Consider the following 22,348-nt stretch of genomic DNA (forward strand, 5'->3'; position numbering starts at 1 on the left):
CTTCCCGCCTGCGAGCTTCCTGGTTACAGTGCAGCTGTCTCCTCAAGACGTCCTGGACTTGGACATTCGAGCTTCGACCCGCCACGCGCAAGCCTGGCGGGTTTTCTTTTTTCCGGTCTGGGCTTGCGCTGCCACGTAACTATTGTGTGATCGAAATTGTTGGTGAATCGGCCAGCACTCAGGAATCGCCTGATGTGGCGCGCCTGCAATAAGACCCCGTTTCAGGAATTCCCCGATGTTCGCAGTTACGTGCAATGCCTACCATGGGAACCAATGAAACGCGGTCTTTTGCTCCGGAATCGATGCAGCTGTCGTATTGCCGAATTGCACGCAAGACCTTATCCACGAATTTCCAGGAGCTTGCCATGCACTTCGTCACCGAATCCATCCCGGGGGAAATCACCCTGATGTTCATCAGTTACCTGGTGTTTTGTACCGTGCTGATGTACCTGTTCGTCAAGACCGACAGCGAGTGGGGCAAGCTGGAAGTCTCGCTGGACGACCTGCCGCAGCGCGAACAGTATGCCAACAGTGTCGCCGCAGTGCGCTATGCCAGGCTGGAGCCGGAAAGCCGCTCCCTCTTCGAGAGTGGCCTGATCCGCCCGTCTCTGCAGCACTGCGCGCAGTATCACGATATCGATTGCACCTGCTTCATGAAGGAAGCGGGCAAAGAGGATTGAATGCTTGGGGGAAAGCCGGGTGAGTGTGCGGGAGCGGGGTTGCAAGTGTAGCAAGGGGTAGCAGGGTAGTAGGGGTAATGAGGGTAGTAGGGGTAGTAGGGGTAGTTGCAGCACGTTGTAGGTAGCAAGCAGTCGGTAGCAAGGCAGTACAGCAGCAGAAGTGGAAGTGGCAGTAGAAGTAGTTTCTCTTGAGGGTGGAACGGCAAGTCGCGAAGCCGCTTTTGTTCCAAAGCGCGCGTCACGCAACGGCGGCAGGCTTAGCCTGTCGCCGTGAAGCGGCCAAGCGGCTTGCCCGTTCTTTTCCATGCGAAAATAGCGGCATGCAAAGCTCTCATTCCTCCGCGCAGAACCTGCGCCCATTGATCCCCCTGACCGATTATCAACGCGTCTTCCGCGTCATCCACTCCGTGCTGCATAGCGTGGAGGCCGATATTCCGGCAGCCAGTTTCTTCTTTTCCGTCACCGCGGCACAGATCCTCAAGAAGTTCTACAAGCGCAATGCCTTCCCGGTGGCCGGGGCGGCGTTCTACCTGATCAACCAGGAGGGCGGCGGTGCGCTGTCCTTCGGTACCCTGGGTGAGGACGGCCAGTCCGTGGCCAGTACCCACGATGCCTTCCATGCCTGGGTGCAATGCGATGGCTATGCCCTCGATTTCATGGCGCCGGTGTTCCAGGAACTGCTGGACTCGGCCGGTCATCCGCTGCCGGTGCCGCGCCGCATGTTCCAGAAGGACCTGGGCCGCATGAGCCCGGCGGTACAGGCGCTGGCGGTGCCGGGCGACTTCTACCTGGCGCCCAACCTGGAACTGACGCGCGAGCTGCTGCAGCAGTTCATGGCCAAGAAGGCCCTGACCAACCTGTCGCAACTCTGCCTGGAATGGTTCCGCAAGCCGCCCAAGGCCATGCCGGACGATCTGGCCCTGCAGGGTGCCGATGGCGAGGTCTCGCGTATCCGCATCCAGCCGACGGCCATCGAAGGCGTCTGGTAATCTGCTCTGGTCTGATTTGATCTGATCGGGAAGTCGTGGAGGCGGATGCCTCCGAAGGGAGGGTGTGCTGGACGCGTGTCCAACACACCGTACGATCATGCATATCGGTTGCATGTACCGCACTAAGGTTCCTACTGTAGGTCACGGATGTGACGCCTTCATGACATTTTTCCCGGCGTCCTTTCTCCTCACTCTTTTTTACATTGGCGTAAATGTCCTGCGCGCAATGTCATGTCACGGTCACACGCCGCCGATAGACTTCGGCCTGTCTCCTCTGTACCTGTTGCAGATGTTTTGCCTGCGATGCGAGCGCATCGCAGGCTATTTTTTCCAGAATTCGTTTGTGCTTCAGCGCCCACGCCGGACAGTGGCGTCGTAACCCGGCAGTACGCACACGTGATGGAAGCCGCGATCCTCCCTTCCCGGTGGGTGCAAGCCTGCCGGTACGCGGCGCGGGGTGCGTCTCTCTTCTTGCTTCTTCATTTCTCCTCCTGCTTTTCACCCCCGCTGTTCACCCCCGCTGTTCACCTCTTGTCGATGGCCCGGCTGCTGCAAGCCTGCCCATTGGCTGTCAGTGTGCTGAATTTCCTTTTCATTCAATGACTTGCGACGCTTGCTAAGTGTTTTTCCACAGGCTTGCCACCAAAATATGTGGATATCCTGTCCATGCCGCCTCGTCACGCTGACGGTGCCTGGTCGTGAACAAGTGCTGCCACGCTTTGCATCCGCCATGGAAAAGTCATGAAAATCAAGCACTTGCCCGGCTTGCCAAGTGCTTGTCCACAGGCTTGCCACCAAAAAATGTGGATATCCCTTCACATAGTCGAGCAATGTGGACAATGCACTCGGGAATGGGCTCAAACACGCCAGAAAGTGGGCTGGAAAGCGCCCGCGAGCCACTTTGCCAGCCCCTGTTGCAGTGATGGAAAGTTGTTTGGAATCAATGCCTTGAGTCGCTTACCCAGCGCTTCTCCACAGGCTTGCCACCAGAAAATGTGGATATCCTCGCAAGCTGCTGCGGGCGCCGATCAGAAGGGCAATTGCCTATTTTTTGCCACCGTCTGGTGCTATGGGGAAATTTTCTTTCGAATCAAAGGCTTGGCTCGCTTACCCAGCGTTTCTCCACAGGCTTGCCACCAAAAAATGTGGATATCCTGATCATGCACGGGGACAAGTAGGGTGGCGGCATGGCCGTGCACCGACCTGCCCAGGTCTTGACCGCAATGCTGGCGTGAAAGGAAATGTGTTTGGAATCAATGGCTTGGGAGGCTTGTCAAGCGCTTGTCCACAAGCTTGCCCCCGGAAAGTGTGGATAAGGGCGCTTGATGCGCCATTCTCCGGGGGCGGGCGGGAGAATTGGGGATAAACCCGGGTCAGCTGTTGTCGGGCGCCTGGTAGGGCTCCACGCTGACCGCCTTCATGCTGTAGCTGGCGGCACCCATGGAGGAGTCGGAACGCTCCACCTTGATCACGCCACTGATCCACACGGCATCCATGGTCCGTACGTTCTTGATGGCCTTGGTGCTGCGCACATGGATGATCTGGTTGGCCGGTGGCGGCGGAACGTGGATGCAGGCGCCGAAATAGGGCACCAGCAGGAATTCCTTGAGCGCCTCACCCTCGCGGTCCAGCGACACCACGAAGCCGGGCAGGCGCACCGGTTTGCCTTCCATGCTGGCGTCCACCGGGGCATCCTTCCAGTACTTCTTGGCTTTCCACAGTGCCGCATCGGCGCGGGGGTCATCGTCGGTCAGTTGGTCCAGCTTGAGGCCCTTGAAGGGCGCCATCGGGTCCCAGTCCTTGGGGATGAGCGACTCCCAGGCGATTTCCTGGTAGCCGTTGACCATCTTGCCCGAGGCCTGATAGGGCTTGTCGGTCACGGTCGCGCTTTGCTGGAGGTGATCGCCGACCTGGTACTGGCCGCTGGAGGCGGCCGCCACGCCCGGCACGGTGCTGCCGGCATCGGCACGCGCGCTCACGCCCGGGACGGCGCCCGCCAGGGGCGCGCCGGGCGGCAATGCAGCCTGGGGTGCCGGCGCCGTCGGGGCAGGCGCCGCCTGCGCCTCGGAGTGGGCCATCAGGCGCACGCCGGTACCCACCAGCAGGCCGGCGGCGACGATGCCGCCTATCCAGTAGAGATTTTTCATGATGAGGCTTTCCAATCAGATTTTCGGCGTGAGGCCGTCGGACAGGCTCAGCCGATAGGCGCGCAGCCCCGGCAGGAGGCTGGCGAACATGCCGGCCAGCACCGTCCATAGCAGCAATTGTAATTCGCCTGCCGCCGGCCATGCAGGCTGCAGCGCGATGCCGAACTGCTGTGCCAGCAGCGGCCCCAGCGCCCACACCAGGGCGCTCAGCAGCAGCAGGCCTGTCACCACCCCGGCCAGCATCACGCCCAGGCCTTCGATGGACAGCAGCAGCAGCACGTCCAGCGGACGCGCCCCGACCGAGCGCAGGATCGCCAGTTCGCGCCGGCGCTCGCCCAGGCTGGCCAGGATGGCCGCCACCAGCCCGGCCAGGCCGACTACCACCACCATGCCCGAAACCACCAGCAGGGCGTTTTCACCGATGCCCACCACATCCCACAACTGGTCCAGCGCCACGCCCGGCAGCACGGCCATGAGGGGTTCCTTGAAGCCGTCGCCGTCGGCGATGTCACGCTGCAGGGCGAACACCCGGGCGCGGCTCTTCAGGCCCACCAGGACGGCGGTGATGCTGGTGGGGGTGAGGTTGAATTTCTTGACGAACTCGGCCGGGATATGCACCCCAGGCAAGGGGGCGCCACCCTCCCAGTCGAGGTGGATGGCTTGCATGCCATCGAGGCCGATGTGGACGGTGCGGTCCACCGGGGTCCCGGTGCGGGCCAGGATGCCGACCACCCTGAAGGGTTTGTCGGCGTGCTGGGTCAGGCCCATGCCGCCCATGCCGTGGGCCAGGATGATGACGTCGCCCAGCTTGTAGTGCAGCTTGTCGGCCACGTCCGCGCCCAGCACGGCATCGAAGACACCGGCGAAGGGCTGGCCCTGAGCCAGTTGCAGCGCTTGCCCGCCGCCATAGCGGAAGTGGGTGAAGTAGTCGCCATTGGTGGCCAGCACCGGGAAGCCACGGTGCGAATCGCCCAGCGAGATCGGGATGGTCCAGGCCACTGCCGGATTGCGCGCCAGCGCCTGGGCGCTGTCCCAGCCCATGTTGTTGGTGGCGCCACCGATGCGGAAGATGGCGTAGAGCATCAGCTGGATGGGGCTGGTGCGCGCACCCACCACCAGGTCGGTGCCGGAGACCGATTGCGAGAAGCCGGCGCGCACTTCATGGCGCACCCGTTCGATACCCAGCAGCATGGTGGTGGACAGGGCGATGGCCAGCAACATCAGGCCCAGCGTGAAACGGCGGTTCCAGGCACTTTTCGCGGCCAGGCGCAGCAGCAGCTTCATGCGGCCTCCTCGTGGCGCGCGGCGCGGTTGATGCTTTCCAGCGCCAGCAGGCGGTCGAAGCGTTCGGCCAGGCGCAGGTCGTGGCTGACGAAGACCAGTGCCGCGCCACCCTGCGCGCATTCGTGTTGCAGCAGGTCGAGGAAGGCTTGCTGGCGGTCGCTGTCCAGCGCCGAAGTTGGTTCGTCGGCGACGATGATCTCGGGACGGCCGATCAGGGCGCGCGCAGCGGCGACCCGTTGCTGTTGTCCGATCGACAGCTGCGTGACCGGGCGCGTCCATAGCGATGGCGCCAGGTCCAGCGCGCGCAGCAGGTGTTGCGCGACCTCGGTCAGCGTGGCGCCTTGCTCCAGGGCGCGGGCCTTGCGACTGGCCGAGAACTGGCAGGGCAGCAGCACGTTGTCGATGATGGAGAGATATGGCAGCAGGTTGAACTGCTGGAAGATGAAGCCGATGTGATCGACCCGGAAGCGGTCGCGACCCGCCGCCGGCAAGGCGTGCAGCGCCTGTCCCAGCACTTCCACGCGCCCGGCCTGCGGCACGATGATGCCGCCGATGGCCGCCAGCAGCGTGCTCTTGCCGCTGCCGCTCTTGCCGCTGACGAAGACATGCTCGCCGCTGGCCACTTGCAGGTGATCCAGTTCCAGTGCCGCGTGCGGCTGGCCGGGCCAGGTAAAGCTGAGTTCGCGCACCGCGATGGCGGGCGCCGGAGGAGGGGAGGTGGAGAGTGTCATTGCAAGGCGGGAGGGCTGCTCGGGAACGTCAACGTGGGGCGATGATAGCCCCTTGCGCTGTCAACGGCCTGACTGCCTTCCAGCCAGCCCGGTCGCCGCCAGCGCGACAGGGGGAATCAGTTCAGCGGGATGAGTGCGCTGCCCGGCACCAGTTGCACGGCACCCTGTTTCTTGGGGGTGGCCAGTTGCACGTCGATGCGCTGGAAGCCCGGGAAGGCGGCAAACAGCCCGGAGACGTCCACGGTATTGAGCGCACCGGGGCTGGCGCAGACCAGCGTGAAGTCGCCGTCCAGGTCGGCGTGGCCGTCGCCGGGCGCGTCCTGGGTGCTGGCAGGGGCTTTCTCACCGAGCAGGGCCGGTGCCAGCACGGCCGATTCCAGCTGGACCTCAGCCGGCTTGCACTGGGCGGCGGCATCGGTGGCAAAGATGCGGCCGACCTCACGCAAGGTCTTGGCGGCAGCGCGCACGGTGTCCTTGTCCTTGCCGCTGCTGGCGGCATGCTCGAAGCCGACCACGTTGATCAGCGGCGTATCCAGGTGCAGCGTCAGGGTATTGCCTTCCAGTGCCACATCCAGCTTGCCCACACCGTGTACATGGGCCGGATGGTTGCCGTGATGGTCGTGGGCATCGTCGGCCGCCATGGCGGGCAGGCAGGCCAGGGAAAGGAGCAGCAGGGGCAGGGTGGACAGGCGGGGCATGGACGGCTTTCTTGTGCTTGTTGAAAGAAGGAGGACGCAATGGTTCACGCTGGATGACTCGGCATTGTGAACCTGGCGCAGCAAAAAGATCAGCGTTGTTACAATCTGCAACAGGGTTGCATTATAATGCTGGTTTTCCCTGTTTCTGCAACTCGGTTGCGCAAGGGGGCGTCATATGGCGTCCGGCCTTGCTGGCGGCCCTGTTGCTTTCTTTTGTCAGGTTGCCTGCCGTGTCGGTTATCTCTCGTTTATTGTTCAAGCAAGGCGTGCTCGCCAGTCCCTGGTGGCAGCGCGTGCTGGTGGTTCTTCCCGTGGTGCTGCTGCTGTGGCTGGGCGTGCACTGGGCGCTGGGGGAGGGCTGACATGAATGCTGCCATTTCCCTGGAAAACCTGACCGTCAGCTACCGCCGTCATCCGGCCTTGCACCACGTCAATGGCGCCTTCGAGCGCGGTTCGCTGACGGCCATCGTCGGCCCCAATGGCGCCGGCAAGAGCACCCTGCTCAAGAGCATGCTGGGGCTGGTCCGTTGCAATGACGGCCGCGTCATCACCCATGTGCAGGCGCATCGCATCGCCTATCTGCCGCAACAGGCCGAGATCGACCGCAGCTTCCCGATCTCGGTGCTGGATTGCGTGCTGCTGGGCTACTGGCAGGCCAAGGGCAACTGGGGTGGCATCGATGCCGCCATGAGCGCGCGGGCGCGCCAGTCGCTGGCGGCGGTCGGCCTGGATGGCTTTGCCGAGCGGCCGGTGTCGAGCCTCTCGGTGGGGCAGTTCCAGCGGGTGCTGTTCGCGCGCATCCTGTTGCAGGATGCCGAGATCATCTTGCTGGACGAACCCTTCAATGCCATCGATGCCCGCACCACCGGTGACCTGTTGCGCATCATCTCGGCCTGGCATGCCGAGCGCCGTACCGTGATCGCGGTGCTGCACGACCACGACCAGGTGCGTCGCGCCTTCCCGCAGACCCTGCTGCTGGCGCGCAATGTGGTGGCCTGGGGCGATACCGCCGAGGTCATGTGCGAGGCCAACCTGCAACGCGCCCGCGCCATGGCCGAGGCGGTCGACGAGCACGCGCACATCTGCGAGGTCAGCGAGGCCGAGGTGCGGGCGCTGTCGCAGGAGCGTGAACATCTGCATGAGCATGAGCACGCCCACGGACATGCGCATTCCCATGCGCACGGTGGCCAGGTCAAGGGAGCTGCGCAATGAGTCTGCTGTCCTCCCTGCACCAGTTTGCCATCGAGCCGTTCCAGGAATTCTCCTTCATGCGCCGCGCCCTGGTAGCGGCCTTCGCGCTGGCGCTGGGCAGTGCCCCGCTGGGCGTGCTGCTCACCTTGCGCCGCATGAGCCTCTTTGGCGAGGCCCTGAGCCATGCCGTGCTGCCGGGCGTGGCGGTGGGTTTCATCTTCTTCGGCCTGTCGTTGCCGGCGCTGTCGGTGGGCGGTTTCGTCGCCGGCGTGCTGGTGGTGGCCATCGCCGGCTGGATCAGCCGCCATACCGAACTCAAGGAAGACGCCAGCCTGGCCGCCATCTACGTGGTGGCGCTGGCGCTGGGGGTGATCCTGATCTCGCGCCATGGCACCCAGCTCGATCTGCTGCACATCCTCTTCGGCAATGTGCTGGGTGTAGACAGCGAAGGTCTGGTCCTGATCGGTGGCGTGGCCAGCGCCAGCGTGCTGGGTATCGCGGCGCTCTATCGCGGCTTGCTGTTGGAGAGTTTCGATCCTTCCTACATGGCCGTGGGCGGTGGTCGCAGCGGCGGCGCCATCTACCAGCAGGTGTTCCTGATGCTGGTGGTGATGAACCTGGTGGCCTCGTTCCAGACGCTGGGTACCTTGATGGCCGTGGGCCTGATGATGTTGCCGGCGGTCTCGGCGCGGCTGTGGCACGACGCGTTGCCCGCGCAACTGTGCAACAGCGTCTTGCAGGCCGCGCTGGCCGGCTATGCGGGGCTGCTGATTTCCTATTACGCCTCGGTGCCGTCGGGTCCGGTCATCATCGTCTGCGCTGGTGTGCTCTATGCCGCCTCGCTGCTGCTGGCGCCGCGTGGCTGGCTGCCGCGCCTGCTGCGCCGGCCGCACCTGCAGGGCTGAATCCTTTTGCATCCTAATTCCGGAGTCTGCATGAAACTGTTTCGTCCCCTCTCTGCGCTGGCGGCCGTCCTGGCGCTGGCTGTGAACCTGTCGGCTTCGGCTGCCGAGCGCATTCCCGTGCTGGCCAGCTTCAGCATCCTGGGTGACATCGTCGCCAATGTCGGCGGCGATCGCATTGCCGTCACTACCCTGGTGGGGCCTGATGAAGACGCCCACGTGTTCCAGCCGGCGCCGGACGACATCAAGGCCGTCGCGCGCGCCCGTCTGGTGGTGGTCAATGGCCTGGGCTTCGAAGGCTGGATGGAGCGCCTGGCGCAGTCGGCCAATTATCGTGGCCCCATCGTGGTGGCCTCGGCTGGTATCAAGGCGCGCGAGCGCGTTGGCGACGATGAGCACGATCACGACCACGGTGGCGCCGATGGCCATCACGGCAAGGATGATCCGCATGCCTGGCAGGATCCGCAGAACGTGATCGTCTACACCCGTAACATCAGCGCTGCCCTGGCCAAGCTGGACCCGGCCGGCGCCGAGGTCTATCGCAAGAATGGCGAAGCCTATGTGGCCAAGCTGCAGGACCTGGATAGCTGGGCACTGCGCCAGTTCGCGCAGATTCCCGATGCCAAGCGCAAGGTGATCACCTCGCACGATGCCTTCGAGTATTTCGGTGCGCACTACAAGGTGCGCTTCCTGGCCGCGCAGGGCGTGTCCACTGACAGCGAGCCCAGCGCGCGCGAAGTGGCGACCCTGATCCGCCAGATCCGCAGCGAAAAGATCCGCGCCCTGTTCTTCGAGAACATGAGCAATCCCAAGCTGCTGCAGCAGATCTCCCGCGAATCCGGCACCGCGCCGGGCGGCAAGCTGTATGCCGATGCCCTCTCCAAGGCCGGTGGCCCGGCCCCGGACTATCTGGCGCTGATGCGTTACAACATCACCCAGCTGTTGGACAAGATCCGCCTGAACTGATCCTCCGGGTCCGCGCGCCACGGGGCAGGGCCAAATCGCGTATGCTTGTGGCCCGCGCGCCGGCTATCATGCCGGCGCCAGCCACCATCATTCCCGAGGAGAAGACCAGCATGAGCACCATCACCGTCGTAGCGATCATCACCGCCAAGCCCGGCCAGCGCGAGCAACTGCTCGCCATCGCCCGCGCCAACCTGGCGGCCGTGCGTGCCGAGGAGGGCTGCATTGAATATGGTCTGGTGGTGGATGTCGACGGTTTCGGCCCCAACCAGGCGCCGATGGGTCCGGACACCTTCGCCTTCGTCGAGAAGTGGGTCGATGAAGACGCGCTGCGCCTGCACTTCACCCTGCCGCACATGACCGACTACCGCGACAAGTCCAAGGACCTGATCGCCGACCGCAAGGTGCATGTACTGAAGTCGGCTGACTGAGTTCGCAGCCCAGGCAGTATCACCCCGGCGCAGTCTCAATACTCGCCGGGGAAGTCCGCCGGCCAGGTCTGCTGCGGATCAAACGGGGACGCCTGTCCCATCTGCTTCAACCACAGGATGAAGGTCTTCAGGGCCGGATTGGTCTCGGCACTGCCGCGATACAACATGTGGTAACCCTCCCCATGCAGCACCGTCTCTGGAAACAGCCGGATCAATCGGCCTTGTGCCAGGTCGTCTTCCACCAGCGCCAGCGTGCCCATGACCACCCCCTGGTCAGTCGTTGCCGCCTGCAGGCTCAGGAAGGAGTGTTCATAGACCGTGCCCGGCATCTTGCGGCGCACCGGTACCCCGGCCTTGCCCAGCCACTGCGCCCAGGCCGCCGGACGGCTGGACAGGTGGATCAGCGGTACCTCGACGAAATCACGCGGCACCCGGATCGGGTGGCTTTCCAGGAAGTGGGGCGCCGCCAGCGGCACCGAGACATCATCCAGGAAGCGTTCACATTCGTAGCCGCCGCGCTCCAGCGGGCTGCGCCAGATGATGACGTCGAAGGGATCCTTCACATCCTCGAAATACTCCGACATGGTGGTCGTCACCCGCACCTCGATGCGCGGGTTGTCGATCTGGAACTGCGACAGGCGCGGGATCAGCCAGCGCATGGCCACCGATGGCGCGGCAATGAGGCGCACCACGCGGCTCTTGCCGGCCAGGGAAAGTTGTTCGGCGGCAAGGGCGATGCGATCCAGGCTGGCCTTGACCTCGGCATAGAAGGCCAGCGCCGCTTCCGTGGGTTCTACGCCACGCGACTGACGTAAAAACAACGGTTGTTCGAAATACTCTTCCAGCGATTTGATCTGCTGGCTGACGGCACTATGGGTGATGAAGAGTTCATGCGCAGCCAGCGTCAGACTGCGCGTGCGCACGGCCGCTTCGAATACCCGGAGGGCCTTGAGTGGGGGAAGCGAAGCAGGCATGATGTAAGAAAAACTTATATTGGTGTCGGAAAATGTTGCTTTGCAAAAGGCGAGTGCGACCTTATTCTTCAATCACCGAAACGTTTAACAGAAAGAAGTGATCATGAACTCCGTGAGTATATTGGCAAAAGATGCCGGTTTTTCTAACAATTTGCGCTCGCTGGTCGAACTGGTGAAGTTTGCTGTGCAGCAAGTCATCTCGGCCCATGCCTTGAAGCCCGTGCGCAATGACGCCGCCGAACTGCAAGACGCTGCCTACTTCGAAGGCGTGGCTGACCATGTCGACCTGGAAAACCGCCTGCGCCAGCTGGAAAACAGCCACCTGCACGCCGTCTGGAAGCTGCAATCGCAGATCTGAGACCGCCCGTCGCTGGCAGTCGAGCAAGACCAGGCCTGATGCGCCTGACGTAGAAAATGAAGAGACCGGTTCCGTATGGTCGGGACCGCAGGCGGCAAGAAGCCGCAAGCAAATGCATCACCGGGCAGTCTGGCGCCGTCGATCCGATCGAGATGATCCGGTGCCTTGCCAGCAGTGCCCCCATCCCCGCCTCCGCGGGGATTTGTCGTTTACGGCGCAACGCAGCACGACCGGGCAATCCTCGCACGATCCTCACACCCCGTATTCCCGCGTCCTGAAAGTCGATCAAAATTGGCAGCATGTCGTTCGAAAGCCCTGATATATTGATTTCAGGGAAAGGCTTGTGTTGCTGTTCTTACAGTTTCGCATCGACCAAAAATGGGGGGATACACCATGCTGTCTTCGCTACGCGCACGACTGATCGTCATCTGCGTCCTCATCGTGGCTTTCGCCATGATCGTCCTCAGTGCCGCCAATATCTATACGGTGCGCAGTGACACGCTGGAAGCCATTTCCGGCGAGACGCAACAACTCACCGAAAGCTACGCCGCCAATATCACCGACTGGGTGCGCAGCAAGCGCATCATCACCGGTGCCATGAAGCAGGCCCTGAAGCAGAGCGACGTGCTGCCCATCGTCGCCGCGGCCCAGGAAGCCGGCGCCTTCGACGATGCCTACATCGGCTATCCCGACAAGCGCATGCTGGCGCTGCACCCGATGCCGCCGGGCTACGATCCGACCGGGCGTCCCTGGTACAAGCAGGCGGTGGACGCCGGCAAGCCGGTGCTGACCGCGCCCTATGTGGATGCCTCCACCGGCAAGCTGGTGGTGACCTTCGCCGAACCGGTGGGGGGCAAGGACAGCCTGCAGGCGGTCCTGGGCTCGGACGTGCAGCTGGACAACGTGGTGCGCACCGTGGCCGGCATCAAGCCCACCCCGGCCAGCTTTGCCTTCATCGTCGGCAAGGACGGCGTCATCATCACCCATCCCAACAAGGAACTGGCCTTGAAGCCAGTCTCCACGCTGGACCAGACCCTCAGCGCACAATCGCTGGCCGGCATGAAGCAGGGCGGCGACGCCACCATTGGCGGCATCCGCTACCTGCTCTTTACCCAGCCCATCGAGAACACCGACTGGTCGCTGGTGGTGGCGCTGAACTATCGTGAAGCGACCCACGCCATCCGCGCCCTGATGACGCTCTCTGCCGTGTTGGCGGTGCTGGCCATCGTGGCCGCCGCCATCCTGCTGACCTTCACCATCACCCGCCTGCTGCGCCGCCTGGGTGTGGTGCGCAATGCCATGGAAGAGATTGCCTCGGGGGATGGCGACCTGACTCGGCGCCTCGATACCAGCGGCAAGGATGAACTCTCGCAGATCTCGCGCGCCTTCAATCACTTCGCCGACAAGATCTCACGCACGCTGCTGGACATCCGTCGCGCCAGCGAATCGGTGAAGGTGTCCTCCAGCGAGATCGCCAGCGGCAACATGGACCTCTCGGCCCGTACCGAGCAGCAGGCCGGCTCCCTGGAAGAAACCGCCTCGGCCATGGAAGAGTTGACCTCCACCGTCAAGCAAAACGCCGACAATGCCCGCCAGGCCAATCAGCTGGCGGTATCGGCCTCGGATGTGGCCGTCCATGGCGGCCAGGTGGTGGGGCAGGTGGTGGAGACGATGAACTCCATCAACGAGTCCTCGCGCAAGGTGGTCGATATCATCAGCGTCATCGACGGCATCGCCTTCCAGACCAATATCCTGGCCCTGAACGCTGCCGTGGAAGCCGCGCGTGCCGGCGAGCAGGGGCGCGGGTTTGCGGTGGTGGCGTCGGAGGTACGTTCGCTGGCGCAGCGTTCGGCCACGGCAGCCAAGGAGATCAAGGGCTTGATCGATGATTCGGTGCAGAAGGTGGAAACCGGTAGCCAGCTGGTGGCGCAGGCCGGTTCGACCATGACCGAGGTGGTGTCCAGCGTGCGGCGTGTCACCGACATCGTCGGCGAGATCAGTTCGGCCAGCCAGGAGCAGAGTGCCGGCATTGCCGAAGTGGGCAATGCGGTCACCCTCATGGATGAAGCCACGCAGCAGAATGCGGCGCTGGTGGAAGAGGCGGCAGCGGCGGCCAAGTCCCTGCAGGAGCAGGCAGAGCAACTGGCGGCCGTGGTGGCTGGCTTCAAGCTCGATGAAAGCGGTGGTGCGCGGCCGACGACGCCGCCGCGCGCTGCTGCGGCATCGGCACCGCCGCCACCGCCACCACCACGTAGTGGCCCGGTCAACGTGACACCCAAACCGGCCGCCTTGAAGGCCAAGCCTGCTGCCAAGCCGGCCCTGCAAGCCGCGCCTGCTGAGCAGCCCAAGCATGCCGCCACGCCCAAGGCACCGCCCGCCAAGAGCGGCGCCGACGATTGGGAAGAGTTCTAGGCGCGCTTCTTCAGCAGATGCATGGCGCCGAACAGCGCCTGCATCCCGCTGTGCTCGATGAAACTGAGATTGTAGGGATGCTCGGCCACGGCGCGGGGGAATTGCTCCACCAGCGGCAGGCTATGCAACTGCTCGGCGATCTTGCCCCACAGGACGAGCGTGGGCAGCGTTGCGCCCTGCGCCTGGCCATGGGCGGCCAGGGTGCGCAAGACGGTTTCGAAGAAGGGTTTCCAGGCCCGCGCATCCTTCACCGGCGCCACATGGGCGCGGAACACCAGGCTGGCGTTGAGCAGCAGGAAGCCCTGGGCCGTCAGGTTGTCCTGCAGGTCGGCGAGCGTCTGGATCGTGCCGCCTGCATCGGCCTGCGCCTGCGCGGAGATCCCGGCCAGTGCGTCGCCGCTGGTGTTGCCGGCCTGTAGCGCGCCATCGGCGACCAGCAGCATCTTCATGAAGTTGCGCAGCGATGTGGCGCGATTGACCTGCTTGGACAAGCCCTTCTCGGACCACAGCGAACCCACCGCGCCATCCATGAAGCACACCCCGGTGGCGCTGGCCGCGCGCGGGTAGGGGCCTTCGCCCACCAGCACGTAGCGCACCTGGTCCATGGGTTGGGTGAAGGCGGCGAACAGGCGTCCCTCGGTGGGCAGGTAGTCGTCCTTGGCCAGTATATCCAGATAGGCCGGATCGGCCTGGGCGATCGCTTCCAGGCCCGCGCGCAGGGCGGCGTGCCAGGAAGGGTGGGCGGTCTGGATCAGGCCCAGCAGCTCAGCCGGGAGGGAAACGGAAGGGGTGGTCATGGAAGAGGGGGCGTGCCGCCATATCGATAAAGTGGCGGCATTGTATACCGCCCCCTCCCGGGCCGGCGGTGATTACGCCGCCGCCGTGTCGCTGCCCGGTGCGCCGAAGAGCTGCTGCTTGAGCACATGCAGCTGGTCGCGTGCCGCGGCGGCTTTCTCGAACTCCAGGTTCTTGGCGTGTTCCTGCATCTGTTTCTCCAGGCGCTTGATCTCCTTGCTGATCTGCTTCTCGCTCATGGATTCGTAGTTCTTCTGCTCCTGCGCGACCATCAGTTCGCTGCGTGCCTGGGCCGGGTTGAAGACGCCGTCGATGAGTTCGCGGATCTCCTTCTTGATCCCGGTGGGGACGATGCCGTTGGCCTCGTTGAAGGCCATCTGCTTGGCGCGGCGGCGCTCGGTCTCGCTGATGGCCTTGTGCATGGAGTCGGTCACCACGTCGCCATACAGGATGGCCATGCCGTTGAGGTTACGGGCGGCGCGGCCGATGGTCTGGATCAGGCTGCGCTCGGAACGCAGGAAGCCTTCCTTGTCCGCATCCAGGATCGCCACCAGCGACACCTCGGGAATATCCAGGCCCTCGCGCAGCAGGTTGATGCCCACCACTACGTCGAAGGTGCCCAGGCGCAGGTCGCGGATGATTTCCACGCGTTCCACCGTGTCGATGTCGCTGTGCAGGTAGCGCACCTTGATGCCATTGTCGGAGAGGAACTCGGTCAGCTGCTCGGCCATGCGCTTGGTCAGCGTGGTCACCAGCACGCGCTCGTCGCGGGCGATGCGGTCGTTGATCTCCTGCATCAGGTCGTCCACCTGGGTGGTGGCCGGGCGCACCGCGATGATGGGGTCGACCAGGCCGGTGGGGCGCACCACCTGTTCCACCACCTGGTCGGCATGGGTCTTTTCGTAGTCGGCCGGGGTGGCCGAGACGAAGATGGTCTGGCGCATCTTCTTCTCGAATTCATCGAACTTCAGGGGCCGGTTGTCCAGCGCCGAGGGCAGGCGGAAACCGTAGTCCACCAGGTTCACTTTGCGCGCGCGGTCGCCGTTGTACATGCCGTTCAACTGGCCGATCAGCACGTGCGACTCGTCCAGGAACATCAGCGCATCCGGCGGCAGGTAATCCACCAGCGTGGGCGGCGGGTCGCCCGGCTTGCCACCGGAGAGGTGGCGCGAGTAGTTCTCGATGCCCTTGGTGAAACCGATCTCGGTCATCATCTCCAGGTCGAAGCGGGTGCGCTGTTCCAGGCGCTGTTCCTCGATGAGCTTGTTTTCCTTGCGGAAGAATTCGAGGCGGTCGCGCAGCTCTTCCTTGATGGTCTCGATGGCGCGCAGGACCGTGGAGCGCGGCGTCACATAGTGCGAGCCGGGATAGATGGTGAAGCGCGGGATCTTCTGGCGCACCCGGCCGGTGAGCGGGTCGAACAGCTGCAGGCTGTCGATCTCGTCGTCGAAGGTCTCGATACGCACCGCCAGTTCGGCGTGCTCGGCCGGGAACACGTCGATGGTGTCGCCGCGCACGCGGAAGGTGCCACGGCCGAAGTCGGTCTCGTTGCGGCTGTACTGCATCTGGATCAGGCGGGCGATGACGTCGCGTTGCGAGACCTTGTCCTTGGCCCGCAGGGTCAGGATCATCTGGTGGTATTCGCTGGGGTTACCGATACCGTAGATGGCCGAGACGGTGGCTACGATGACCACGTCGCGCCTTTCCATCAGCGACTTGGTGCAGGACAGGCGCATCTGCTCGATATGCTCGTTGATCGAGGAATCCTTCTCGATGAACAGGTCGCGCTGGGGCACGTAGGCTTCCGGCTGGTAATAGTCGTAGTAGCTGACGAAGTATTCCACCGCATTGTGCGGGAAGAACTCGCGGAACTCGCTGTAGAGCTGCGCGGCCAGCGTCTTGTTGGGGGCGAACACGATGGCCGGGCGGCCCAGCCGGGCGATCGTGTTGGCCATGGTGTAGGTCTTGCCCGAGCCGGTCACCCCCAGGAGCGTCTGGTAGAACAGGCCGTCATGGACGCCCTCGACCAGCTTGTCGATGGCGGCCGGCTGGTCGCCGGCCGGCGGGAAGACCTGGTAGAGCCGGAACGGCGAATCCGGGAAGGTGATGAACTTGCTCTCGTCAAGTTCGTGCGCAATGGTAGTCAGTTCAGCCATGGTGGGAGTCACCTGTACGGGTGGAGTGGGCCATTGCAGTGCAGATGCCGCCGCCGGGTGGGTGTTGCAGGCAGGCAATGCAAGGGCGCGAATGTTCATCAAATGCTGCCGACATGTCCAGCTTCAAGCCTGGTCTGGGGCGCAAATTGCCGCCGGATATGTCTTTTGTGCATGGATTCATGCAGATTCAGCTGGCTTTTACACCTGCCTGTATCTGTGATTGGGCGGCCACATTTGTTAGAATGCAGTGTTGCAAATCGGTGCATGTCCTGCCTTTCCGATGTGCATCCTTCCCTTTCTGCAGCGCTTTGTTGCAGCTAACTTTTCATGTTATCACGATGAACGCACCTGTCTCTGCCTCCCTGTTTTCCGCCATCGAAATGGCGCCGCGCGACCCCATCCTGGGCGTCACCGAAGCCTACAACGCCGACCAGAACCCGGCCAAGACCAACCTGGGCGTGGGCGTGTACTACGACGACAACGGCAAGGTGCCCCTGCTGGAGTGCGTGAAGAAGGCCGAGGCCGAGCTGGCGGCCAAGCTGGCCCCGCGTACCTACCTGCCCATCGACGGCCTGGCCACCTATGACCGCGCCGTGCAGGAGCTGGTCTTCGGCGCCGGCAGCGCCGTGGTGACTGAAAAGCGTGCGATCACCGTGCAAGCCCTGGGCGGCACGGGTGCCCTGAAGCTGGGCGCCGACTTCCTGAAGCACTTCTCGCCGGCCGGCACCGAAGTCTGGATCAGCGATCCGAGCTGGGAAAACCACCGCGCCCTGTTCGAGATGGCCGGCTTCAAGGTCAACGCCTATCCCTACTATGACCCGTCCACCCGCGGCGTGAACTTCACCGGCATGCTGGATGCCCTGAAGACCATGAAGGCTGGCTCGGTCGTGCTGCTGCACGCCTGCTGCCACAACCCGACCGGCGCCGACCTGACCGCCGACCAATGGACGCAAGTCATCGAAGTGGTGACCGCGCGCGGCCTGGTGCCGTTCCTGGACATGGCCTACCAGGGCTTTGGCGACGGCATCGAGGAAGACGGCAAGGTGGTGCGTCGCTTCGCTGAAGCCGGCGGCCCGCTGTTCGTGTCGAACTCGTTCTCCAAGTCCTTCTCGCTGTATGGCGAGCGCGTCGGCGCACTGTCGATCGCTGCCGCCAGCGCCGAAGAAGCTGCCCGCGTGCTGTCGCAACTCAAGCGCGTGGTCCGTACCAACTACTCCAACCCGCCGATCCACGGTGGCCAGGTGGTCGCGACCGCCCTGGCATCGCCTGAACTGCGCAAGCTGTGGGAAGACGAACTGTCCGAGATGCGCGTGCGCATCCGTGAAATGCGTCAGCTGCTGGTGGTCAAGCTGAAGGAAAAGGCCCCCGGCCACAACTTCGACTTCGTCAACACGCAACGCGGCATGTTCTCCTACTCCGGCCTGACCAAGGCCCAGGTGGATCGCCTGCGCAACGAGTTCTCGATCTACGCCGTCGACACCGGTCGTATCTGCGTGGCCGCACTGAACAGCAAGAACATCGACGTGGTGGTGGATGCCATCGCCAAGGTGCTGTAATTCCCGTCTGAATGTCAGGCAGCGGAAACCGGTTTTCCCTATGAGAAAATGCGGTTTCCGCGAAAAAAGTTTTGACATGAAGTAAAAATCGCGTCATAATCTTTTTCTCAGCTGTTCCCTGATAGCTCAGTCGGTAGAGCGACGGACTGTTAATCCGCAGGTCCCTGGTTCGAGTCCAGGTCGGGGAGCCAAAGAATGCGAAGGCCTCGCAAGCAATTGCGGGGCCTTTTCAATTAGTGTGAGGCTGCTGTATTTGGTCTCACGCAAGGGCGGCAGGGCTATGCCGCCACGATGCAGAACGATGTAAAAAATTTCTTTTTGCCACTCTGGTAATTCTGAAAAAATCGTTTATAATCGCGCCCTCAATTGATCCCTGATAGCTCAGTCGGTAGAGCGACGGACTGTTAATCCGCAGGTCCCTGGTTCGAGTCCAGGTCGGGGAGCCAAAATTCGAAAGCCTCGCAAGTTTCTTGCGGGGCTTTTTTGTTTTTTGGCGCCGCACTGGCATGGGGCAAAGTCTGTCTGGTGCTACGCGGATTGCGCTGGACACTAGCGCGATTGAGCCAATTTCTGGCGCATCATCCCCACCGCCCAGCGGTGCTTGAGCTGCCGTGCATTGAGTCCCCCAAACGCTGCTAGAATCGGCATCCCCTTCGAACAGCCAGGACATTCCCATGAGCGAACCCATTCGTCTGACCCAGTACAGCCATGGTGCCGGTTGCGGCTGCAAGATCTCGCCCCAGGTGCTGGAGGTGATCCTCGCCGGCAGCGGCGCCCAGCATCTGGACCCCAAGCTGTGGGTGGGCAATGCCTCCCGCGACGACGCCGCCGTCTATGCCATCGACGACGAGCGCGGCGTGGTCTCGACCACCGATTTCTTCATGCCCATCGTCGACGATCCCTTCGACTTCGGCCGCATCGCCGCCACCAATGCCATCAGCGACATCTACGCCATGGGCGGCGACCCGCTGATGGCCATCGCCATCCTCGGCTGGCCGGTCAATGTGCTGGCGCCGGAAGTGGCGCGAGAAGTGGTGCGCGGCGGCCGCGCTGCCTGTGATGCGGCTGGTATCCCGCTGGCTGGAGGCCACTCCATCGACGCGCCTGAGCCCATCTTCGGCCTGGCCGTGACCGGCGTGGTCGACAAGCGCAACATGAAGCGCAATGACACCGCCACGGCCGGTTGCCTGCTCTATCTCACCAAGCCACTGGGCATCGGCATCCTCACCACCGCCGAGAAGAAGGGCAAGCTGCGCACCCAGGACGTGGGCGCGGCCCGTGACTGGATGTGCAAGCTGAACCAGCCCGGCAGCCGCTTCGGCAAGCTGGCCGGGGTGACCGCCATGACCGATGTGACCGGCTTCGGCCTGCTGGGGCATCTGGTTGAGATGTGCGATGGCAGCGGCGTCACGGCCCGTATCGAGTATGCGCGGGTGCCCGGCCTGCCGGGTGTGGCGTATTACCTGGGCGAGGGCTGCGTGCCGGGTGGCACGCAGCGCAATTTCGAGAGTTACGGCAGCAAGATCAGCCCTCTGAGCGAGAGCCAGAAGCACCTGCTGTGCGATCCGCAAACCAGTGGCGGCCTGCTGGTGGCGGTACGGCCTGAGGCCAATCCCGAATTCCTCGCCACGGCGGCCGCGCTCGGGCTGGAGCTGGCCCCCATTGGCGAACTGGTGGAACGACAGCGCTACGCGGTCGAGGTGCTCTGATGCTGGATATCCCGCCCAGCCGCGCGCTGTTCATCGCCGATACGCCCATGCTGGATGCGCGGGCGCCGGTGGAGTTCGGCAAGGGCGCTTTCCCGACCGCAGTGAACCTGCCGCTGATGAATGACAGCGAGCGCCGTGAAGTCGGCCTGCGCTACAAGGAGCAAGGCCAGCAGTGCGCCATCGAGCTGGGCCACCAACTGGTCAGCGGGGCGGTCAAGGAGGCGCGCATCGCGGCTTGGGCCAGGTTTGCACAGGAACATCCGGAGGGTTGCCTCTACTGCTTCCGCGGCGGCCTGCGCTCACAGATCACTCAGCAGTGGCTTAAAAGCGAGGCCGGTATCGCCTATCCGCGCGTGGCCGGCGGTTACAAGGCCATGCGCCATTTCCTGATGGAGGCCATCGAGGACGCCCTGGACCGTTTTTCCTTTGTGGTGGTGGGCGGAATGACCGGCTGCGGCAAGACGGACGTGCTGCTACAACTGGACAATGCGCTGGATTTGGAAGCCTATGCCAACCATCGTGGTTCCAGCTTCGGCAAGCGCGCCAGCCCGCAGCCCTCGCCCATCGATTTCGAGCACAGGCTGGCGATTGCTCTCATCAAGTTGCAGGACCAAGGTCATCACTGGTTTGCGCTGGAAGACGAGAGCCGCCTCATCGGCGCCTGTGCCTTGCCGCTGGCCCTGCACCAGCACATGCAGAGCCTGCCCATGGTCTGGCTGGAAGACAGCCGGGAGGGGCGGGTCGAGCGCATCTTGCGCGATTACGTCAGCGGCTTGTGTCAGGAATATATGGTGCTCGATCCGCACCATGGCTTCGAGCGCTATCGCGCCCATCTGCTGGCCGCGCTGGGCAAATTGCTCAAGCGCCTGGGCGACCAGCGCTACCGGCGTCTGCTACAACTGATGGAAACGGCGCTGGTGCGCCAGGAGAAGGATGGCGTGGTCGACCTGCACCGCGCCTGGATCGAGGCCTTGCTGGCCGAATACTACGACCCCATCTATGCCTTCCAGCGGGAGGCCAAGCGCTCCCGCCTGCTGTTCGCAGGCAGCCAGGCCGAGGTGGTCGGCTTCCTGCGCCAGTACCGGCCCTAGTCAGAGCAGGGCTACGGCCGCCAGCCCGCTGGCCGCGCCGATCACCATGGTCAGCAGGGTGACGGTCATCAATACCCTGGGCGTGAAGGATTGCCGCAGCATCAGCAGCGATGGCAGGCTGATGCTGGGCAGGGTCATCAGCAGCGCCACGGCCGGACCTACGCCCATGCCCAGCGACAGCATCGATTGCACGATGGGGATTTCGGCCGCGGTCGGGATCACGAATAGCGTGCCGACCACGGCCAGCGCCACGATCGATCCCAGGCTGTTGCCCATGGAGGCATCCACCTGCGGGAACAGCCATACCCGTGCCGCACCCAGCGCCAGCACCACGACGATGTAGATCGGCATGGTGCTCCAGAACAGTTGCCAGAGCTTTGCGCCCCAGCGCAGCAGGAAGGGGCGGTCATCCTCGGACGGCAGGTCGCCGGCGGCGGCCACCGCATCCACGGTCGCCTGCGGCAGCGCATCGGCTTGCGCCACGCGCTGTGCAATGAGCGATACACCCACTACGAGCAATAACCCCGCCACCAGGCGCAGCGCGGCGAAATCCCAGCCCAGCACGAAGCCCATGAACACCAGCGTGGCCGGATTGAGCACCGGGTTGGCGATCCAGAAGGCCAGCGCGGCGCCGACCGACACCTGCTGGCGGCGCATGCCGGCCACCACCGGCGCGGCGCAGCAACTGCACATCATGCCGGGCAGGGCGAACAGGCCGCCGCGCAGTGTCGAGCCCAGGCCAGCCTGGCCGAACACGCGCAGCAGCCAGTCGCGCGGCACCAGCACCTGTACCAGCGAACCCAGCAGCACGCCCAGTACGGCAGCCTTCCAGATGGCCAGGAAGTAGACCCCGGCATATTCCAGCGCGGCCGACCAGGGGGCGGTCGGCGCATTGGCAAGGATGGAGCCGCCGATGCTGTGCTTGTCGGCGGCCACGAAGGATTTCAGATAGTAGGGCGACCACTTCACATAATAGAGGCCGATGGCCGCCACCAGTACGAACAACAACGGCTTGACCCAGGCGGAGGCGCCGCGCGGGGCCGACGGCAGGGAGGGGGAGGAATTCATGGAAAGTCCGGCAAAATGAAGAATGCGCGCATGATACCTGTGGCGCGGCGCGGCGTCAGGGCTACGGCCAGCTGCGCGAGACATGTCGTACAACTTCCACAACGGACGGCCTGGTTTTCCTGCGCCATATCGCCAGCCAGCACTGCCGCATTCGGCACTTGCGTCCGCTTCGCGTCCTGTTATACTGCGCTTGCTGTTGTATGACGTCTTATA

Annotated in this window: 20 protein-coding genes and 2 tRNA genes; 13 read left to right on the forward strand and 9 right to left on the reverse strand. The window is 63.6% G+C overall.

Translation table 11 applies throughout. From position 1 onward, the window contains the following. The first annotated feature begins 365 nt into the window (after positions 1 to 365). Positions 366 to 680 carry a hypothetical protein gene (locus ACIPHN_RS19840; RefSeq protein ID WP_400439047.1) on the forward strand — a complete coding sequence of 105 codons (315 nt, stop codon included), beginning with the start codon at positions 366 to 368 and terminating at the stop codon, positions 678 to 680. A gap of 320 nt (positions 681 to 1,000) precedes the next feature. Beyond that, positions 1,001 to 1,669, forward strand: a complete 669-nt coding sequence (locus tag ACIPHN_RS19845; protein WP_400439049.1) for a DUF2026 family protein — start codon at positions 1,001 to 1,003, stop codon at positions 1,667 to 1,669. 498 nt (positions 1,670 to 2,167) lie between these two features. On the opposite strand, the gene ACIPHN_RS19850 is transcribed toward ACIPHN_RS19845, so the two are convergent. The 5 genes from ACIPHN_RS19850 to ACIPHN_RS19870 form a co-directional block, all read right to left on the reverse strand. After that, positions 2,168 to 2,509 carry a hypothetical protein gene (locus tag ACIPHN_RS19850; RefSeq protein ID WP_400439051.1) on the reverse strand — a complete coding sequence of 114 codons (342 nt, stop codon included), beginning with the start codon at positions 2,507 to 2,509 and terminating at the stop codon, positions 2,168 to 2,170. A gap of 533 nt (positions 2,510 to 3,042) precedes the next feature. Further along, positions 3,043 to 3,816, reverse strand: a complete 774-nt coding sequence (locus ACIPHN_RS19855; protein ID WP_400439054.1) for a DUF3299 domain-containing protein — start codon at positions 3,814 to 3,816, stop codon at positions 3,043 to 3,045. 15 nt (positions 3,817 to 3,831) lie between these two features. Next, the gene (locus tag ACIPHN_RS19860) at positions 3,832 to 5,100 is read right to left on the reverse strand and encodes an ABC transporter permease (protein WP_400439057.1); all 1,269 of its coding nucleotides are present in this window, start codon (positions 5,098 to 5,100) and stop codon (positions 3,832 to 3,834) included. Beyond that, positions 5,097 to 5,831, reverse strand: coding sequence for an ABC transporter ATP-binding protein (locus ACIPHN_RS19865; RefSeq protein WP_400439060.1), 735 nt, complete (start codon positions 5,829 to 5,831; stop codon positions 5,097 to 5,099). Before ACIPHN_RS19865 ends, ACIPHN_RS19860 begins: the two co-directional genes overlap by 4 nt. A 116-nt stretch (positions 5,832 to 5,947) precedes the next feature. Beyond that, positions 5,948 to 6,529 carry a DUF2796 domain-containing protein gene (locus ACIPHN_RS19870; RefSeq protein WP_400439062.1) on the reverse strand — a complete coding sequence of 194 codons (582 nt, stop codon included), beginning with the start codon at positions 6,527 to 6,529 and terminating at the stop codon, positions 5,948 to 5,950. A gap of 363 nt (positions 6,530 to 6,892) precedes the next feature. Here ACIPHN_RS19870 and ACIPHN_RS19875 point away from each other — a divergent pair, with 363 nt between their 5' ends. The 4 genes from ACIPHN_RS19875 (at position 6,893) to ACIPHN_RS19890 (ending at position 10,016) form a co-directional block, all read left to right on the forward strand. After that, the gene (locus ACIPHN_RS19875; RefSeq protein WP_400439065.1) at positions 6,893 to 7,741 is read left to right on the forward strand and encodes a metal ABC transporter ATP-binding protein; all 849 of its coding nucleotides are present in this window, start codon (positions 6,893 to 6,895) and stop codon (positions 7,739 to 7,741) included. Continuing rightward, positions 7,738 to 8,625 (forward strand): metal ABC transporter permease, encoded by an 888-nt coding sequence (locus tag ACIPHN_RS19880; RefSeq protein WP_400439068.1) that lies wholly within the window; start codon positions 7,738 to 7,740, stop codon positions 8,623 to 8,625. Before ACIPHN_RS19875 ends, ACIPHN_RS19880 begins: the two co-directional genes overlap by 4 nt. Positions 8,626 to 8,655: 30 nt before the next feature. Then, complete coding sequence (locus ACIPHN_RS19885) at positions 8,656 to 9,588, forward strand: metal ABC transporter substrate-binding protein (protein ID WP_400439071.1); 933 nt, start codon at positions 8,656 to 8,658, stop codon at positions 9,586 to 9,588. Between the two features lie 110 nt (positions 9,589 to 9,698). Next, positions 9,699 to 10,016 carry a putative quinol monooxygenase gene (locus ACIPHN_RS19890; RefSeq protein WP_400439074.1) on the forward strand — a complete coding sequence of 106 codons (318 nt, stop codon included), beginning with the start codon at positions 9,699 to 9,701 and terminating at the stop codon, positions 10,014 to 10,016. A gap of 35 nt (positions 10,017 to 10,051) precedes the next feature. Here the strand turns inward: ACIPHN_RS19890 and ACIPHN_RS19895 are convergent, their stop codons facing one another. Continuing rightward, the gene (locus ACIPHN_RS19895) at positions 10,052 to 10,990 is read right to left on the reverse strand and encodes a LysR substrate-binding domain-containing protein (protein ID WP_400439076.1); all 939 of its coding nucleotides are present in this window, start codon (positions 10,988 to 10,990) and stop codon (positions 10,052 to 10,054) included. Between the two features lie 103 nt (positions 10,991 to 11,093). Between ACIPHN_RS19895 and ACIPHN_RS19900 the strand changes: the two genes are divergently transcribed. Together ACIPHN_RS19900 and ACIPHN_RS19905 are read left to right on the forward strand one after the other, a co-directional pair. Next, positions 11,094 to 11,348 carry a hypothetical protein gene (locus ACIPHN_RS19900; RefSeq protein ID WP_400439079.1) on the forward strand — a complete coding sequence of 85 codons (255 nt, stop codon included), beginning with the start codon at positions 11,094 to 11,096 and terminating at the stop codon, positions 11,346 to 11,348. Between the two features lie 393 nt (positions 11,349 to 11,741). Continuing rightward, positions 11,742 to 13,760: a methyl-accepting chemotaxis protein gene (locus tag ACIPHN_RS19905; RefSeq protein WP_400439081.1), complete on the forward strand. Its 2,019-nt coding sequence runs from the start codon at positions 11,742 to 11,744 to the stop codon at positions 13,758 to 13,760. Here ACIPHN_RS19905 and ACIPHN_RS19910 read toward each other — a convergent pair. Then, entirely contained in the window at positions 13,757 to 14,557 is an 801-nt protein-coding gene (locus ACIPHN_RS19910; protein ID WP_400439084.1) for a uracil-DNA glycosylase, read from the reverse strand. The genes ACIPHN_RS19905 and ACIPHN_RS19910 overlap by 4 nt on opposite strands. Before the next feature lie 72 nt (positions 14,558 to 14,629). Next, on the reverse strand, positions 14,630 to 16,711 hold the full coding sequence (uvrB, locus tag ACIPHN_RS19915; protein ID WP_400439087.1) for an excinuclease ABC subunit UvrB: 2,082 nt from the start codon (positions 16,709 to 16,711) through the stop codon (positions 14,630 to 14,632). A 338-nt stretch (positions 16,712 to 17,049) separates the two neighbouring features. On the opposite strand from uvrB, the gene ACIPHN_RS19920 reads away from it, so the two are divergent. The 5 genes from ACIPHN_RS19920 (at position 17,050) to mnmH (ending at position 21,067) form a co-directional block, all read left to right on the forward strand. Next, positions 17,050 to 18,267, forward strand: coding sequence for an aromatic amino acid transaminase (locus tag ACIPHN_RS19920; protein WP_400439089.1), 1,218 nt, complete (start codon positions 17,050 to 17,052; stop codon positions 18,265 to 18,267). Between the two features lie 115 nt (positions 18,268 to 18,382). Then, positions 18,383 to 18,458 (forward strand) — tRNA-Asn (locus tag ACIPHN_RS19925). Positions 18,459 to 18,637: 179 nt separating this feature from the next. Further along, positions 18,638 to 18,713, forward strand: a tRNA-Asn gene (locus ACIPHN_RS19930). Positions 18,714 to 18,941: 228 nt separating this feature from the next. Continuing rightward, entirely contained in the window at positions 18,942 to 19,976 is a 1,035-nt protein-coding gene (gene selD / locus ACIPHN_RS19935) for a selenide, water dikinase SelD (RefSeq protein WP_400439092.1), read from the forward strand. Then, positions 19,976 to 21,067 carry a tRNA 2-selenouridine(34) synthase MnmH gene (gene mnmH, locus ACIPHN_RS19940; protein ID WP_400439095.1) on the forward strand — a complete coding sequence of 364 codons (1,092 nt, stop codon included), beginning with the start codon at positions 19,976 to 19,978 and terminating at the stop codon, positions 21,065 to 21,067. The genes selD and mnmH overlap by 1 nt, the downstream gene beginning before the upstream one ends. Here the strand turns inward: mnmH and ACIPHN_RS19945 are convergent, their stop codons facing one another. Continuing rightward, positions 21,068 to 22,135, reverse strand: a complete 1,068-nt coding sequence (locus tag ACIPHN_RS19945; RefSeq protein WP_400439098.1) for a permease — start codon at positions 22,133 to 22,135, stop codon at positions 21,068 to 21,070. Between the last annotated feature and the right edge of the window lie 213 nt (positions 22,136 to 22,348).

The organism is Herbaspirillum sp. NPDC087042 (assembly GCF_044745245.1).
GTDB lineage: Bacteria > Pseudomonadota > Gammaproteobacteria > Burkholderiales > Burkholderiaceae_D > Herbaspirillum.